A 16145-nucleotide genomic window follows, 5' to 3' on the forward strand; every position below is an offset into this window, starting at 1 on the left:
AGGCGCGCGTCGACCAGGCGCAGCGTCTCGCGCTGGTTGCCGGCATTCTCCTGGGCGACGCGCAGGCGCTCCTGCAGGCCGCGCAGGTCGAAATAGGTGCGCGCGACCTGGCCGACGATGGCCACCTGCGCCGCGGCAAGATCCGCGGCGCTGGCAGCAGCATCCGCACGCCCGGCTTCCACGCCGCGGCGGATGCGGCCGAACAGGTCCAGTTCCCAGCTCGCCTGGATGCCGGCGCTGTACGACTCGGCGTCGCGGCCCTCGCGACCGACGCCCGGCAACTGGTCGCTGCTGGCGCGGCCGTCGCTGCCTTCGGCACCGGCGGTGATGGTGGGCAGGTAATCGAACCTGGCGCCACGCAAAAGCGCATTGGCGCGGTCGTAGCTGGCCAGGGCGATGCGCAGGTCGTGGTTGGCGTCCAGCGCTTGCTCCACCAGCGCGGTGAGCTGCGGGTCGCCGAACGTGGTCCAGAACGCGGGGTCGATGGCCGGCGTCGCGTCCGCCGCCGTTGCCGGCGACTGCACGAAGGCTTCCGGCACGGCCACATCGGGGCGCACGAAATCGGGGCCGACGCTGCACGCCGCCAGGGCGGTGGCGAGCAGCGACGGGAGCAGCACCCTGGAACTCATCGACGTGGAACCGATCATGGCAGCACCTCCACCGGCTGGGCATGGCCGGGCGCGACGTCATGGCGCACCAGCGGCTTGTTCACCAGCTTGCGCAGCGCGACGTAGAACACCGGGGTCAGGAACAATCCGAACATGGTCACGCCGATCATCCCGGCGAACACGGTCACGCCGGTTGCCGAGCGCACTTCCGCACCGGCGCCGTGGCTGAGGACCAGGGGAACGGTGCCGGCGATGAAGGCGATCGAGGTCATCACGATCGGGCGCAGGCGCAGCCGGCAGGCTTCCAGCGCCGCTTCCACCACGCCCTTGCCCTGCAGCTCGAGCTCGCGCGCGAACTCCACGATGAGGATGGCGTTCTTGCACGCCAGGCCCATCAGCACCACCAGGCCGACCTGCACGAACACGTTGTTGTCGCCACCGGTCGCCCAGACTCCCAACAGCGCCGACAGCATCGTCATCGGCACGATCAGGATCACTGCCAGCGGCAGCGTCCAGCTCTCGTAAAGCGCCGCCAGCACCAGGAACGCGAGCAGGATGGCGAGAGGGAAGACCACAAGCGCCGCGTTGCCCTGGGTGGACTGCTGGTAGCTCAGATCGGTCCACTCGATTGCCATGCCGTTGGGAAGCACCTTGGCGGCCAGCGCCGTCAGCGTGTCCATCGCCTGCGCCGACGACAGCACGCGCGGATCCGCCTCGCCCGCCAGGTCGGCGGCCGGATAGCCGTTGTAGCGCAGCACCGGATCCGGACCGTAGGTCTGGTGGATCTTCACCATCGACCCGATCGGCACCATCTCGCCGCGGTCGTTGCGGGTGCGCAGGTTGCCGATGTCCTGGACGTCGTCGCGGAAGCGCGCGTCGGCCTGGGCGATGACCTGCCAGGTGCGCCCGAACTCGTTGAAGTCGTTGACGTAGGCCGAGCCCAGGTAGGTCTGCAGGGTGTCGAACAGCTCGGTCAGCGGCACGCCCTGGGCCTTGGCCTTGACCCGGTCGACCTCGGCGTCCAGCTGCGGCACGTTGGCCTGGTAGCTGCTGATCGGGAAGCCCATGCCGGGCGTCTGCATGATCGCGCCCTGCATCGCCACCACTGCATCCTGCAGCGCGCCGTAGCCGAGGTTGCCGCGGTCCTCGATGAACATCTGGTAGCCGTTGCCGTTGCCCAGGCCGAGGATCGGCGGCGGCATCAGCGAGAACGCGAAGCCCTCCTGCAACCCGGCGATCTTCTGGTTGATCTCGGCATTGATCTCGGCGGCGCTGCGGTCGCGCTCGCTGGCCGGATCCAGCGGCAGGAACACCACGCCCGTGTTGGGGGTGTTGGTGAACTGCAGCGCGTTCAGGCCCGGGAACGCGATCGAGTGGGCGACGCCCTCGGTGTTCATCGCGATGTCGGCCACCTGCGACAGCATGGCGTCGGTGCGCGCGATCGAGGCGCCTTCGGGCATCTTCACGCCGGCGATCAAGTACAGCTTGTCCTGGGTCGGGATGAAGCCGGCCGGCACCGCCTTGAACATCAGGCCTGTGGAGGCCAGCAGCACCGCGTACACCAGGAACACTGCGCCGCGGCGGCCCAGCGCGCGCGATACCACGCCCTGGTAGCGGCCGGAACTGCGCTTGAAGAAGCGGTTGAACGGCACGAACAGCCAGCCGAAGAGACGATCAATCAGCCGGGTCGGCGCATCCTTGGCAGCGTCGTGCGGCTTGAGCAGGCGCGCGGCCAGCGCCGGCGACAGGGTCAGCGAGTTGATCGCCGAGATCACCGTCGAAATCGCGATCGTGACCGCGAACTGCTTGTAGAACTGCCCGGTCACGCCCGACAGGAAGGCCATCGGCACGAACACGGCGCACAGCACCAGCGCGATCGCGATGATCGGCCCGGACACCTCGCGCATCGCCTGGTGGGCGGCGGCCAGCGGGCTCAGCCCTTCCTCGATGTTGCGCTCGACGTTCTCCACCACCACGATCGCGTCGTCCACCACGATGCCGATCGCCAGCACCAGGCCGAACAGGCTCAGCGTGTTGATCGAGAAGCCCAGCAGGTACAGCGCGGCGAACGTGCCGACGATCGACACCGGCACCGCGATCAGCGGGATGATCGAGGCGCGCCAGGTCTGCAGGAACAGGATGACGACCAGCACCACCAACAGCACCGCTTCGAGCAGGGTGGTGACCACGGCCTTGATCGAGTCGCGCACGAAAATGGTGGTGTCGTAGACGGCCTCGTACTTGATGCCTTCGGGGAAGCGCGTCGACATGTCGTCCATGGTCGCGATCACCGAATCGCGGATGTCCAGCGCGTTGGCGCCGGGCGCCTGGAAGATGCCGATGCCCACGGCGTTCTTGCCGTCGAGCTTGGAACGCAGGGTGTAGTCGCCCGCGCCCAGTTCCAGCCGCGCCACGTCGGACAGGCGCACGACTTCACCGTCGGCGCCGGCCTTGAGCACGATGTTGCCGAACTCCTGTTCGGTATGCAGGCGGCCCTGGGCGTTGATCAGGGTCAGGAAGTCGCTGTCGGGCATGGGCTCGGCACCGAGCTGGCCGGCCGAGACCTGCACGTTCTGCTCGCGCATCGCGCGCACCACGTCGCCCGCCGTCAGCCCGCGGGACGCGATCTTGTCCGGGTCCAGCCAGGCGCGCATGGCGTAGTCGCCGCCGCCGAACACCTGCGCGTCGCCCACGCCGGTGATGCGCGACAGGGCGTCCTTGACGTGCAGGCGCGCGTAGTTGCGCAGGTACAGCGTGTCGTACTTGCCGTTGGGCGAGGTCAGGTGCACCACCATCAGGAAGGTGGGCGACTTCTTCTGCGTGGTCACGCCCTGGCGGCGCACGTCCTCGGGCAAGCGCGCCAGCGCCTGGCTGACCCGGTTCTGCACCCGCACCGTGGCGTCGTCGGCGTCGGTGCCGGGGCGGAAGGTCACCGTCATCTGCAGCACGCCGTCGGAGCCGGCGACGGACTTGGTGTACATCATGTCCTCGACGCCGTTGATCGCCTCCTCAAGCGGCGTGGCCACCGTTTCGGCGATCACCTTGGGGTTGGCACCCGGGTACACGGCGGTGACCACCACCGACGGTGGTACCACCTCGGGGTATTCGCCGATCGGCAGCAGCGGGATCGAGATCAATCCCGCGGCGAAGATGACGATCGACAGCACCGCCGCGAAGATCGGCCGGTCGATGAAGAACCTTGAGAAATCCATGATGTCCCTCCTTGCTCCTGCTTACTGCATCGCGACCGCTTGCGCGGGCGACGGCGCGGGCGCGCCCATGGCGATGTCCTGCGGGGCGACCGGCATGCCGGGCATGAACACCTTCTGCACGCCATGCACGATCACCTTGTCGTCGGCGGCCAGGCCGGACTCGACGACGCGCAGCCCTTCGATCATCCGGCCGAGCACGACGTCCTTGCGCACCGCCTTGTTCTCCGGGCCGAGCACGTAGACGTACTTGCGGTCCTGGTCGGTGAGCACGGCCTTGTCGTCGATCAGCATGGCGTCGAAGCGGCCACTGCCCTGCACCTGCACGCGCGCGAACAGGCCGGGGGTGAAGACGCGGTCCGGGTTCGGCAGCACAGCGCGGGCGCGGATGGTGCCGGTGGCCGGATCGACCTGGTTGTCGACGAAATCGACCGTGCCCTCGTGCGGGAAGCCGTCCTCGTTGGCCAGGCCGACGCGGACCGGATTGCTCGAGCGCGTGCGCTCGCCCTTGCGCGCCAGTTCGGCGTAACGCAGGTAGGTCTGCTCGTCGCTCTCGAAGTACACGTACATCGGGTCCTGCGACACCAGCGTGGTCAGCAGGGTCTGGTCGGCCTGGGCGAGGTTGCCCTCGGTGACCATCGCGCGGCCGATGCGGCCGTCGATGGGCGCGCGCACCTGGGTGAACTGCAGGTCCAGTTGCGCCGCGGCGACCGCGGCCTCGGCCGCGCGCACCCCGGCATCGCCCTGGGCGCTGGCCGCCTTGCGGGTCTCGAACTCCTCGCGCGAGATCGCCCTGGCCTCGATCAAGGTCTGGGCACGCGCGTCCTGCGCCTGCGCCAGCCGGGCTTCGGCGCGGGCACGCTGCAACTGCGCCTTGGCCTGGTCGAGCGCGGCCTGGTAGGGGCGCGGGTCGATCACGAACAGCAGGTCGCCCTTCTTCACTTCCTGGCCTTCGTCGAAGGCGACGCGCTGCACGTAGCCGCTCACGCGCGGGCGCAGCTCGACGCTTTCGACCGCGGAAACGCGGCCGTTGAAGGTGTCCCACTGGTGCACGGGCTTGCTGAGCACGGTGGCGACGCTCACCGCCGGCGGCGGGGGCATGTGCCCCGCTTCCTGGGCGTTGGTGTCGCAGCCGGCGACCACCAGGGCGATGGCTGCTGCGAGCGACAGCGCCAGCCACGGCAGGGCGGTGCCGGAACGGAGGGCCGCCCGGCGGGCGGCGGGGAGCTTGCGGAGTGTCATGGGGAACCTCGATGTGCGGGGGAGTGGAAAAGATTGTCCCGGGGACGGGACTTTCTCTCCCAAATACGGAACGGTACGCGGTGCGCCAGCGCCAACAGCGGCAGCGCCAGCGGCAACCCGACCACGAATGCGAGCGTCCAGGCCATCAGCCACGTTTCGGCCCGGCCCAGTGCCATTGCGGCCTGCAGGGCCACGATGCCCAACCAGCCAAGGGCAAGGGCCCCGGCCACGAGGGCGGGGACGAGGGCGATGGTGCTGGCGCGGCGGAAGGTCACGGGGACTCCAGTCGATGCGAGGTGCAAAGGCTAGGCCCGTCGGCGGCACTTGATTAGCCGGCAAATCGGGGAATAATTGTTCCACCCCCGGGCCAATCGCCCTTCCACGCGTCCCTACTCACTGGAGGCCCCATGGCCCGCGATCTCAACGACACCCTGGTCTTCGTCAAGGTGGCCGAGCTGGGAAGCTTCGTCGCTGCCGCCCGCGCCCTGCGCCTGCCCAAGACCACCGTCAGCCGCAAGGTGCAGGAACTCGAAGCGCGCCTCGGCGCGCAGCTCCTGCATCGCACCACGCGCAAGCTCGGCCTCACCGAGGCCGGGAACATCTATTTCGATCACTGCCAGCGCATCGCCCGCGACCTGGACGAAGCCGAGAGCGCGGTGAGCCAGCTGCAGGACGGCCCGCGCGGCTGGTTGCGCTTCACCTCGCCGTACAGCGCCGGGGTGATCTGGATCGCACCGCTGCTGGCCGAATTCCGCGCGCGCCATCCGGAGGTGAAGGTCGAGATGGTGCTGACCAACGAGAAGCTCGACCTCATCGACAAGGAAATCGACATCGCCTTGCGGATCGGCCCGCTGGCCGATTCGAGCCTGGTGGCGCGCCGCCTGGGCCAGTTCCGCACCCAGGTGTTCGCCAGCCCGGACTACCTGGAGCGCCATGGCGAGCCCGGGCACCCGGACGACCTGGCCGCGCACCGGACCTTCGCGTTCCCGAAGTTCGCCCGCAACGGCAACTACTACTGGCCGCTCAACGACGGCACGCGCGAACAGGATTACCGGGTCGAGCCGGTGATCGTGGCCAACGATCCCAGCGCGCTCACCGAACCGCTGCTTTCCGGCGAAGGGCTGATGCTGCTGAGCGAGGTCAGCGCCAAGCCCTACGTCGAAAAGGGCCTGCTGCGGCGCGTCCTGGCCGGCTGGAGCGGGCCGATGATGGACTTCAACGCCGTGTTCCCGCGCGGCCAGGCGCAGTCGCCCAAGATCCGCGCCTTCGTCGATTTCCTGGTCGAGCGGCTGCGGTTCGAGGTCGACTACATGCGCACCGCCTGCCCTGACAGCATCGAATGCCGCGAGGCGATGCGGGCGGCCGCGGCGACCTCCAGGGCCGAAGTGGCCCGGGCGGTCGCCAAGACACCGGTCGACGTCGACGTCGAAGTCGAAGAGGAAGCCGAAGCCGCCTGATCGGGGCCCCGGGCATCGGCTAGAATTCCCGCTGCCGAAGACCCCGCCCGGAGCCCCGCATGTCGCAACTCGCCTATCGCCGCGTCCTGTTGAAGCTGTCCGGCGAGGCGTTGATGGGCGACGAGGACTACGGCATCGATCCCAAGGTGATCGGGCGCCTGGCGCGCGAGGTGATCGAGGCGCAGCAGGCCGGGGCGGAGATCGCCCTGGTCATCGGCGGCGGCAACATCTTCCGCGGCGCGGGCCTGGCCGCCGGCGGCATGGACCGCGTCACCGGCGACCAGATGGGCATGCTGGCCACGGTGATCAACGCGCTGGCGATGCAGGACGCGCTGGAGAAGCTCGGCGCCAAGGCGCGGGTGATGAGCGCGATCAAGATCAACGACGTGTGCGAGGACTACATCCGCCGCCGCGCGATCCGCCACCTGGAAAAGGGTCGGCTGGTGATCTTCGCCGCCGGTGTCGGCAGCCCCTTCTTCACCACCGACTCGGGCGCCGCGCTGCGCGCGATCGAGATCGGCGCGGACCTGCTGCTCAAGGCGACCAAGGTCGACGGCGTCTACGACAAGGATCCGAAGAAACACGCCGGCGCCACCCGCTACGAAAAGCTCAGCTACGACGAAGTCATCGCCCGCGACCTGCAGGTGATGGACACCGCGGCGTTCGCGCTGGCGCGCGACAGCGACCTGCCGCTGCGCGTGTTCGACATGTCGCAGCCGGGCACCCTGCTGAAGATCCTGCGCGGCGAGGCCATCGGCACCCTGGTGCAGGGGCATGCACGCGCATAGCCACCACGGCACGGCGACGCGCACCTTCGCGATCGTCACCCTCGCCAACCTGGCCTACACCGCCATCGAGGCCGGCTACGGTTTCGCCACCGATTCGCTGGCACTGCTCTCCGACGCGCTGCACAACCTGGGCGACGTGCTCGGGCTCGGCCTGGCCTGGGCCGCGGCCGCGATCGCACGCCGCGCGCCGACGCAACGCCACACCTACGGCTGGCGCCGCGCCACCCTGCTCTCGCCGCTGGCCAATGCGCTGCTGCTGGTGGCCTTCGCCGGCGCACTGGGATGGGAAGCGGTGCGCCGCCTGGGCGAACCGCCGCAGGTGCCGGCAATGCCGGTGATCGTGGTCGCGGCGATCGGTATCGCGGTCAACCTCGGCGGCGCCTGGCTGATGCGTGGCGGACACAGCCACGACCTCAACAGGCGCGGTGCGTTCCTGCACCTGCTTGCCGACGCAGGCGTCTCGCTGGCCGCGGTACTGGCCGGCATCGGCATGCTGCAGCTGGGCTGGCAGTGGCTGGACCCGGCCACCGCACTGCTGGTCGGCGCGGTCGTGGCGGCCAGCGCGTTCGGCCTGCTGCGCGACGCCTTCAACGCGGCAATGGACGCAGTGCCGGCGGGGCTCCACCAGGCACAGGTGCGCGACTGGCTGCTCGAGCAGGAAGGCGTCTGCGCCGTCCATCATCTTCACATCTGGTCGCTGGGCGCCGGCGAGATCGCGATGACCGCGCACCTGGTCCGCGCCGGCAGCGAGGGCCACGACGCCTTCCTCGATCGCCTCCACCACGAACTGGACGAGCGTTTCGGCATCAACCACCCGACCCTGCAGGTGGAGTTCGGTTCGACCTGCCACGACCTGCACGATCCGGCGCCGCACGGGCATTGATATACTCGCGGGGCTAATAAAAAGGCCCGGAGCCGCGATGATCAACGAGATCCACAAGGACGCCCAGACCCGCATGGCCAAGAGCATCGAGGCCCTGCGCCATACGCTGGTGAAAGTCCGCACCGGACGCGCCTCGACCGCCCTGGTCGACCACATCAAGGTCAACTACTACGGCTCCGAAGTGCCGCTGTCCCAGGTCGCCAGCGTGGCGGTGGCCGATGCGCGCTCGCTGGTCATCACCCCGTGGGAGAAGCAGATCGTCGGTGCCGTGGAGAAGGCGATCCTGGGCTCGGACCTGGGCCTGACCCCGAACACCGCCGGCACCGTGATCCGGCTCAACCTGCCGGCGCTGACCGAGGAGCGCCGCAAGGAGCTGTCCAAGGTCGTGCACGGCGAAGGCGAGGACACCAAGGTCGCCATCCGCAACATCCGCCGCGACGCCAACCAGCAGGTCAAGGAACTGCTGAAGGAAAAGCAGGTGAGCGAGGACGAGGCCGCGCGCAGCGAAGCCGAGATCCAGAAGATCACCGACAAGGCGATCAAGGACGTGGACGACGTGGTCAAGGCCAAGGAACAGGAACTGATGGCGGTCTGATGCCCGCCGCCAGTCGAATCCCGCGCCACCTGGCCGTCATCATGGACGGCAACGGCCGCTGGGCGCAGCAGCGCCACCGGCCGCGCATCATCGGCCATCGCGCCGGCGCGCGCGCGGTCAACCTGTGCATCGATTTCTGCCTGGACGCCGGCATCGGCGCGCTGACCCTGTTCGCGTTCTCGAGCGAGAACTGGGGCCGCCCCGAGGACGAGGTCGGCGCGCTGATGAAGCTGTTCATCAATGCGCTCGACCGCGAAGTCGACGAACTGCACCGGCGCGGCGTGCGCATCGGCTTCATCGGCGACCGCTCGCGCTTCAGCGAGGCGATCGCCACGCGCATGGCCCACGCCGAGGCGGTCACCGCCGGCAACGACAGGCTGGCCCTGAACATCGCCGCCAGCTACGGCGGGCGCCAGGACATCACCGCGGCCGCGCGCAGCCTGGCCGCCGACGTCGCGGCCGGCCGCCTGCGCCCCGAGGACATCGACGAGGCGCTGTTCGACAGCCGTACCGCACTGGGCGACCTGCCGCCGCCGGATCTCTTCATCCGCACCGGCGGCGACCACCGCATCAGCAACTTCCTGCTCTGGCAGCTGGCCTACACCGAACTCTGGTTCACCGAGACGTTGTGGCCGGAACTGGATGCGGCCACACTGCAGCGCGCGCTGGACGACTACGCCAGCCGCGAACGCCGCTTCGGCCTCACCGGCGCCCAGGTCGCGGGCGCCCAGAACGGGATGAGCCCCGCATGACCCGCACACGCGTACTCGCGGCGCTGATCCTCGCCCCGGTGGCCATTGCCGCCATCCTGCTGCTGCCTACCCCGTGGATGGTGGCGCTGGCGGCGGTGGTCCTGCTGGCCGGGCTGTGGGAATGGTTCCGCCTGGCCGACATCGACGACACCCTGGCCCGCACCGCCCTGCTGGTGGTGAACATGGGCCTGATGGTGGCCATCGTCTGGGGCTCGCGCACCAGCCACGGGTTCAGCTACGTGCTGCTGCAGCTGATGACCGTGCTCGGCGTGGTCTGGTGGCTGCTGGCGATCCTCTGGCTCAGGCATTTCGACTTCGCCGCCGACCATGCCGGGTATGCGCGCGCCTACAAGCTGGCCGCCGGCACCCTGGCGATCGTTCCGGCCTGGTGCGCGCTGGGCGTGCTGCATGGCGGCGACCCGAACGGCCATCGCTGGCTGCTGGTGGCGCTGGCGCTGGTCTGGGCGGCCGACAGCGGCGCCTATTTCGCCGGCCGCCGATACGGCAGGCGCAAGCTGGCGCCGCGGATCAGCCCCAACAAGACCATCGAAGGCGCGGTCGGCGGCCTGCTCGCCGCCCTGGTGGTGGCCCTGGTGCTGGCGCCGTTCGCCGGCGCGTCGCTCGGGCAATTGCCGCTGGTGGCGGTGGTCACGCTGTTCGCCGCTGCGTTCTCGGTGGTCGGCGACCTGTTCGAAAGCCTGCTCAAGCGCCATGTCGGGGCCAAGGATTCGGGCGACCTGATCCCGGGGCACGGCGGCATCCTGGACCGCATCGACGGCGTGCTCGCCGCCCTGCCCGTGTTCGCCCTGGGCAAGGCCTGGCTGGGATTCTGAGATGCCGGCGCAGGCTGCAGTCCGCAGGGTCGCCGTCGTCGGGGCCACGGGTTCGATCGGCGCATCGGCGCTGGACGTCATCGCCCGCCATCCCGGCCGCCTGGAGGCCAGCGTGCTGGCCGCCGGCAGCCGGGTCGAGGCGCTCGTCTCCCTTTGCCGCAAACACCGTCCACGCCATGCGGTGATCGCCGACGCGGCGCGCTACGCCGCGCTGCGCGACGGGCTGCGCGAGGCAGGCCTGGACGACATCGAGGCGCATGCCGGCGACGACGCGCTGCAGGAATTGGTTGCCGGCGACGCCTGCGACACGGTGGTCGCGGCGATCGTGGGCGCGGCCGGCCTGCCGTCGACACTGGCGGCGGCGCGCGCGGGCAAGCGCCTGCTGCTGGCCAACAAGGAATCGCTGGTGCTGGCCGGCGAACTGCTCACCGCCGCCGCGCACGAGGCCGGCGCCGACATCGTGCCGATCGACAGCGAGCACAATGCGATTTTCCAATGCCTTGGAGCCGGGAGCCGGGAGCCGGGAGCCGGGAGCCGGGATTTGCGGCGGATCGTGCTGACGGCATCGGGCGGGCCTTTTCGCGGGTGGACGCGCGAGCGGCTGCGGGGGGTGACGCCGGCGCAGGCGGTGAAGCACCCGAAGTGGTCGATGGGGCCGAAGATCTCGGTCGATTCGGCCACGCTGATGAACAAGGGCCTGGAAGTGATCGAGGCCCACCACCTGTTCCGCTTGCCCGGCGAGCGCATCGACGTGCTGGTGCATCCGCAAAGCCTGGTGCATTCGCTGGTGGAATTCGTCGACGGTTCGACCCTCGCCCAGCTCGGGCTGCCGGACATGCGCACCGCGCTGGCCGTGGGCCTGGGCTGGCCGGAGCGGATCGAATCGGGCGTGGCCGGGCTCGACCTGCTCGCCCACGGGCGCCTGGACTTCGAGGCGCCGGACCCGGAAGCCTTCCCCTGCCTGCGCCTGGCCTACCAGGCCCTGGCCGCCGGCGGCACCGCGCCGGCGATCGTCAATGCCGCCAATGAAGTGGCGGTTTCATCCTTCCTTCAGGGTCGGATCGCTTTCCTTGGGATTCCCGCGCTGGTCGAGGACTGCCTGGCGGCGGTCGCCGGCGGGGCAGCCGGCTCGATCGACGCGCTCCTGGCCGCCGATGCGGCCGCCCGCGACCACGCCAACCAGCGCATCGCTGCAGGAGCGCTTGCATGAGCGGTTTCCTCGGTTCGGTCTGGTGGATGATCGTCAGCCTCGGGCTGCTGGTGACCTTCCACGAATTCGGCCACTACTGGGTCGCGCGCCGCTGCGGCGTGCGCGTGCTGCGCTTCTCGGTCGGCTTCGGCAAGCCGCTGTGGTCGCGCAAGGGTCGCGATGGCACCGAGTACGTGATCGCGGCGCTGCCGCTGGGCGGCTACGTGCGCATGCTCGACGAGCGCGAAGCCGACGTGGCGCCGGAACAGGTCACGCAGGCGTTCAACCGCAAGCCGGTCGGCCGGCGCATCGCGATCGTGGCCGCCGGGCCGCTGGCCAACCTGCTGCTGTGCGTGCTCCTGCTATGGGGCATGTTCGTGATCGGACGGCCGGATTTCGCGCCGGTGATCGGCCAGGCCTCGGGCATCGCGGCATCGGCCGGACTGGAACGCGGCGATACGGTGCTGGCGGTCGGCGAACGCGCCACCGCGACCTGGAGCGAAGCCGCGATGGCGCTGGCCGGCGCGGCCATGGCCCGGGAAGACGTGCAACTGCACTTGCGCACGGCCGCAGGGGTCGAGGTCGACCGGCGCCTGCCGCTCTCGCGCCTGGCCGAGGGCACCTCGCAGCAGCAGGCCATGCAGGGCATCGGCCTGGTGCCGCGGCACCAGCTGCTGCCGGCAGTGGTGGGCCAGGTCGAACCGGGCACCGCCGCCTGGGGCGTGCTCGCCGAAGGCGACACCATCACCGCGATCGACGGCATCGCGCTGGACAGCTTCGACCAGATCGGGCCGCGCCTGCAGGCCCTGGGCGGCGCGGCGTCGATGATCGAGGTCGAGCGCGACGGCGAGCGGCTGGCCCTGGAGGTGACCCCGAAGCGCCATGAGGATCCGCGCGGCGGCGAAACCTACTGGGCCCTGGGGATCCGCCCGGCCGCCGCCACCCTGCCGCCGTACGACGCGACCCTGCGCCATGGCCCGCTGGCCGCGGTGCCAGCGGCGCTGGGCGAGACCTGGAGCCTGGCCCGGGAATCGGTGGCGATGATCGGACGCCTGCTCACCGGGCGCGCGTCGGTGGAAAACATTTCCGGACCGATCACCATCGCCCGCGTCGCGAACGCCTCGGCGCAACTGGGGCCGGCGTGGTTCCTGAACTTTCTTGCCCTGTTGTCACTCAGTCTGGCGATCGTCAACCTGCTGCCGATTCCCGTCTTGGACGGGGGGCACCTGCTGTATTACCTTATCGAGCTTGCCAAGGGCAGCCCGCTGAGCGAAAGGGCGATGGTCGCCGGGCAATACATCGGACTGGCGATGCTCGCCGGATTGATGGGCCTGGCGTTCTACAACGACATCCTGCAACTGCTGCAATGATGCCCCAACGCGGCCCGGACGGCCGCGCCCCCAACCGGAAGTGATGATGACGCGACTCCCCCCACGCCGCCTGCTCGCCCTCGCCCTGGCCTCGGCAGCGACTGCGGCGGCGCCGACCGTGTTCGCCCAGGCAGCCAATCCGTTCGCCATGCCGGCCTCTCCGGCCCCGGCCGTGGGCGCCCCGGACCCGCAGGCGTTCACCGTCAGCGACATCCGCATCGATGGCCTGCAGCGCGTCCCCGCCGGCACCGTGTTCACCTACCTGCCGGTCGAGCGCGGCGACCGCGTCGACCGCGTGCGCGTCGCCGAGGCGATCCGCGCGCTCTACGGCACCGGCTTCTTCGACGACGTGCGCGCCGGCCGCCAGGGCGACATCCTGGTGCTGACGGTGGTCGAGCGCCCGGCGATCAACAAGCTCACACTGGTCGGCAACAAGGACATCAAGACCGAGGACCTGCTCAAGGGCCTGGCCGACATCGGCCTGGCCGAAGGCGACACCTTCAACCGCATGAGCCTGGACAAGGTGGTCCAGGAGCTCACCCGCCAGTACAACAACCGCGGCAAGTACAACGTCTCCATCGCGCCGACGGTGTCGCAGCTGGACCGCAACCGCGTCGACATCACCATCGACGTCAAGGAAGGCAAGGCCGCCCGCATCCGCCACGTCAACATCGTCGGCAACGAGAAGTTCGACGAAGAAGCGATCATGGACGACTGGGAGTCGCGCGAGCACAACTGGCTCAGCTGGTACCGCAAGGACGACCAGTACTCGCGCGAGAAGCTCTCCGGCGACCTGGAAAAGCTCAACAACTACTACCTCGACCGCGGCTACGTCGATTTCAGCATCGACAGCACCCAGGTCGAGATCAGCCCGGACAAGCAGGACATGTTCCTGGTCGCCGGCGTCAGCGAGGGCGAGCAGTACACGATCTCGTCGGTGGAGCTGAGCGGCGACACCGTGCTGCCGAAGGAGGACCTCGAGAAGCGCATGGTCCTGCGCGAAGGCCAGGTCTTCTCGCGCCGCCTGATCGACCGCACCTCCGAATCGATCTCGCTGTCGCTGTCGAACATCGGCTACGCCTTCGCCCGGGTCAACGTGATCCCGCAGGTCGACCGCGAGACCCGCACCGTGGGCCTCACCCTCAACGTGCTGCCGGGCCCGCGCACCACGGTCCGCCACATCGTGTTCAAGGGCAACACCCGCAGCGCCGACGAGGTCCTGCGCCGCGAACTGCGCCAGTTCGAAGGCGCCTGGTACTCGCAGGCCGCGCTCGACCGCTCCCGCGTGCGCCTGCAGAACCTGGGCTATTTCGAAACCGTGGAAGTGGACAAGGCCCCCGTCCCGGGCAGCCCGGACAAGGTGGACGTGACCTTCACGGTCAAGGAGACCACGTCGGGCAGCTTCGTGTTCGGCGTCGGCTACTCGCAGCTCAGTGGCGTCAACACCTCGCTGCAGCTGTCGGAGAACAACTTCCTGGGCACCGGCAACCGGGTCTCGGTGGCGTTCCAGCGCAGCTACTACCAGACCGCCTACAACTTCTCCTTCCTCAACCCGTACTTCACCGACGGCGGCATGTCGCTGGGCTACAACGTGCGGGTCAGCAAGTTCGACTTCTCCAACTTCAACGTCGCCCAGTACTCGGCCGACAGCCTGTCGGCGCAGGCGCTGTTCGGCATCCCGATCACCGAGTGGGACTCGGTGGGCGCGATGCTCGGCATCGACAGCAACAACATCAACCCGACCGAAGGCGTCACCCCCGACGAGGTGGTGGACTACATCAAGGCGATCGGCACGCGCGCGTTCCACTCCTGGCGCACCCAGCTGCGCTGGGCGCGCGACACCCGCAACGACTACTTCATGCCCAGCGTCGGCGCGCTGCAGCGCGCCACCCTGGAGGCGACGCTGCCGGGATCGACCGCCGAGTACTACAAGCTCGAGTACGAGTACGGCAGGTACTGGCGCCTGAGCCCGGGCCTGATCATGCGCACCGGCATCAACATCGGCTACGGCGACGCGTACATGGACCCGATCACGCGCGACCTGTGCTGGACCGCGCCGACGCCGCCGACCGAAGAGAACCCGAACCCGCCCGCGCCGCCGGCGCCGAGCGATCCCTGCACGCCCTCGTCGCCCGACTACATCGAGACGGTGACCGCCGATGGCCTGCCGTTCTTCGAGAACTTCTACGCCGGCGGCACCAGCTCCAGCGGACGCGTGCGCGGCTACACCGACAACACCCTGGGCCCGCGCGCGGTCAACGCCTTCGGCTTCTCGCGCGCCGTCGGCGGCGCGCTGAAGACGGTCGGCTCGATCGAGATGTTCTTCCCGCGACTGTTCGACTCGAACGCGGCGCGCATCTCGGCGTTCCTCGACTTCGGCAACGTGTACAAGGACATCGACGCCTTCGATGCCAGCGAACTGCGCGCATCGACCGGCGTGGCCCTGCTGTGGCGCTCGCCGATGGGCCCGATCTCGATCAGCTACGCCTTCCCGCTGCGGGACCAGCCGGGCGACCAGCTCGAGCGCCTGCAGTTCTCGTTCGGCGGGCAGTTCTAGCGGGACGGCCGGGATGCAGTTCAGCGCCGCCGAGCTCGCCCAGCGCCTGGGCCTGGCCGTGCAGGGCGACGCCACGACGACCGTGACCGGCGTGGCCACGCTGGCGCGGGCCACCCCGGAATCGCTGTCCTTCCTCGCCAACCCGCGCTACCGCGCGCAGCTTGCCGGCACCCGTGCCGGCATCGTGGTGATGCGTGAGGCCGATGCCGAGGGATACGCCGGCACTGCGCTGGTCGCGGCCGATCCCTATACGGCCTTCGCCAAGGCCGCCGCCCTGTTCGAACAGCGCGAAGCACTTGCACCGGGCATCCATCCGCAGGCCGCGGTCGATCCGTCCGCGCGCATCGATCCTGGCGCCCATGTCGGCCCGTTCGCCAGCATCGGCCCGCGCAGCGTGGTCGAGGCCGGCGCGGTCATCGGCCCCGGCTGCGCGATCGGCGAGGACTGCGTGGTCGGCGCCGGCAGCGAGCTGGTCGCGCGCGTCACCCTGGTCCGGCGCGTGCGCCTGGGCCGGCGCGTGCTGGTGCATCCGGGCGCGGTGCTCGGCGCCGACGGCTTCGGGCTGGCGATGGACCGGCCCGAAAACGGCGCGCCCCACTGGATCAAGGTGCCGCAGCTCGGCGGCGTGGTGGTCGGCGACGATTGCGAGATCGGCGCCAACA

General features: G+C 69.5%; 14 protein-coding genes. 10 read left to right on the forward strand and 4 right to left on the reverse strand.

What is annotated here, in order from left to right; all coding sequences use genetic code 11:
• The 4 genes from QAA18_RS08805 to QAA18_RS08820 form a co-directional block, all read right to left on the reverse strand.
• Positions 1 to 647: TolC family protein (locus QAA18_RS08805; protein ID WP_279412561.1), on the reverse strand; the 647-nt coding region annotated here is incomplete at its 3' end.
• The gene (locus QAA18_RS08810) at positions 644 to 3820 is read right to left on the reverse strand and encodes a multidrug efflux RND transporter permease subunit (RefSeq protein ID WP_279412562.1); all 3177 of its coding nucleotides are present in this window, start codon (positions 3818 to 3820) and stop codon (positions 644 to 646) included. The genes QAA18_RS08805 and QAA18_RS08810, both read right to left, overlap by 4 nt.
• Positions 3821 to 3841: 21 nt before the next feature.
• Complete coding sequence (locus QAA18_RS08815) at positions 3842 to 5059, reverse strand: efflux RND transporter periplasmic adaptor subunit (protein ID WP_279412563.1); 1218 nt, start codon at positions 5057 to 5059, stop codon at positions 3842 to 3844.
• On the reverse strand, positions 5056 to 5334 hold the full coding sequence (locus tag QAA18_RS08820; RefSeq protein WP_279412564.1) for a hypothetical protein: 279 nt from the start codon (positions 5332 to 5334) through the stop codon (positions 5056 to 5058). The genes QAA18_RS08815 and QAA18_RS08820 overlap by 4 nt, the downstream gene beginning before the upstream one ends.
• A gap of 132 nt (positions 5335 to 5466) precedes the next feature.
• On the opposite strand from QAA18_RS08820, the gene QAA18_RS08825 reads away from it, so the two are divergent.
• From QAA18_RS08825 to QAA18_RS08870, 10 genes are all read left to right on the forward strand, one after another.
• Entirely contained in the window at positions 5467 to 6516 is a 1050-nt protein-coding gene (locus QAA18_RS08825) for a LysR substrate-binding domain-containing protein (protein WP_343226748.1), read from the forward strand.
• Between the two features lie 59 nt (positions 6517 to 6575).
• On the forward strand, positions 6576 to 7304 hold the full coding sequence (gene pyrH, locus QAA18_RS08830; protein ID WP_279412565.1) for a UMP kinase: 729 nt from the start codon (positions 6576 to 6578) through the stop codon (positions 7302 to 7304).
• Entirely contained in the window at positions 7291 to 8187 is an 897-nt protein-coding gene (locus tag QAA18_RS08835) for a cation diffusion facilitator family transporter (RefSeq protein ID WP_279412566.1), read from the forward strand. Before pyrH ends, QAA18_RS08835 begins: the two co-directional genes overlap by 14 nt.
• A gap of 37 nt (positions 8188 to 8224) precedes the next feature.
• Entirely contained in the window at positions 8225 to 8782 is a 558-nt protein-coding gene (gene frr, locus QAA18_RS08840; RefSeq protein ID WP_279412567.1) for a ribosome recycling factor, read from the forward strand.
• Positions 8782 to 9534 carry a polyprenyl diphosphate synthase gene (gene uppS, locus QAA18_RS08845; RefSeq protein ID WP_279412568.1) on the forward strand — a complete coding sequence of 251 codons (753 nt, stop codon included), beginning with the start codon at positions 8782 to 8784 and terminating at the stop codon, positions 9532 to 9534. The genes frr and uppS overlap by 1 nt, the downstream gene beginning before the upstream one ends.
• On the forward strand, positions 9531 to 10367 hold the full coding sequence (locus QAA18_RS08850) for a phosphatidate cytidylyltransferase (protein WP_279412569.1): 837 nt from the start codon (positions 9531 to 9533) through the stop codon (positions 10365 to 10367). Before uppS ends, QAA18_RS08850 begins: the two co-directional genes overlap by 4 nt.
• Position 10368: 1 nt before the next feature.
• Positions 10369 to 11577: a 1-deoxy-D-xylulose-5-phosphate reductoisomerase gene (dxr, locus tag QAA18_RS08855; RefSeq protein WP_279412570.1), complete on the forward strand. Its 1209-nt coding sequence runs from the start codon at positions 10369 to 10371 to the stop codon at positions 11575 to 11577.
• Positions 11574 to 12926: an RIP metalloprotease RseP gene (rseP, locus tag QAA18_RS08860; protein ID WP_279412571.1), complete on the forward strand. Its 1353-nt coding sequence runs from the start codon at positions 11574 to 11576 to the stop codon at positions 12924 to 12926. The genes dxr and rseP overlap by 4 nt, the downstream gene beginning before the upstream one ends.
• Before the next feature lie 46 nt (positions 12927 to 12972).
• Positions 12973 to 15483 (forward strand): outer membrane protein assembly factor BamA, encoded by a 2511-nt coding sequence (gene bamA / locus QAA18_RS08865; protein WP_279412572.1) that lies wholly within the window; start codon positions 12973 to 12975, stop codon positions 15481 to 15483.
• Positions 15484 to 15496: 13 nt separating this feature from the next.
• Positions 15497 to 16145: UDP-3-O-(3-hydroxymyristoyl)glucosamine N-acyltransferase (locus tag QAA18_RS08870; protein ID WP_279412573.1), on the forward strand; the 649-nt coding region annotated here is incomplete at its 3' end.

This window comes from Luteimonas sp. 8-5, assembly GCF_029763755.1.
Classification (GTDB): domain Bacteria; phylum Pseudomonadota; class Gammaproteobacteria; order Xanthomonadales; family Xanthomonadaceae; genus Cognatiluteimonas.

What these genes read in the sequence shown, in the direction of transcription:
- bamA (WP_279412572.1), top strand. Translation starts at nt 12,973, where the DNA reads ATGACGCGACTCCCCCCACGCCGCCTGCTCGCCCTCGCCCTGGCCTCG.
- QAA18_RS08850 (WP_279412569.1), top strand. Translation starts at nt 9,531, where the DNA reads ATGACCCGCACACGCGTACTCGCGGCGCTGATCCTCGCCCCGGTGGCC.
- uppS (WP_279412568.1), top strand. Translation starts at nt 8,782, where the DNA reads ATGCCCGCCGCCAGTCGAATCCCGCGCCACCTGGCCGTCATCATGGAC.
- rseP (WP_279412571.1), top strand. Translation starts at nt 11,574, where the DNA reads ATGAGCGGTTTCCTCGGTTCGGTCTGGTGGATGATCGTCAGCCTCGGG.
- QAA18_RS08825 (WP_343226748.1), top strand. Translation starts at nt 5,467, where the DNA reads ATGGCCCGCGATCTCAACGACACCCTGGTCTTCGTCAAGGTGGCCGAG.
- frr (WP_279412567.1), top strand. Translation starts at nt 8,225, where the DNA reads ATGATCAACGAGATCCACAAGGACGCCCAGACCCGCATGGCCAAGAGC.
- QAA18_RS08815 (WP_279412563.1), bottom strand. Translation starts at nt 5,059, where the DNA reads ATGACACTCCGCAAGCTCCCCGCCGCCCGCCGGGCGGCCCTCCGTTCC.
- pyrH (WP_279412565.1), top strand. Translation starts at nt 6,576, where the DNA reads ATGTCGCAACTCGCCTATCGCCGCGTCCTGTTGAAGCTGTCCGGCGAG.
- dxr (WP_279412570.1), top strand. Translation starts at nt 10,369, where the DNA reads ATGCCGGCGCAGGCTGCAGTCCGCAGGGTCGCCGTCGTCGGGGCCACG.
- QAA18_RS08835 (WP_279412566.1), top strand. Translation starts at nt 7,291, where the DNA reads ATGCACGCGCATAGCCACCACGGCACGGCGACGCGCACCTTCGCGATC.
- QAA18_RS08810 (WP_279412562.1), bottom strand. Translation starts at nt 3,820, where the DNA reads ATGGATTTCTCAAGGTTCTTCATCGACCGGCCGATCTTCGCGGCGGTG.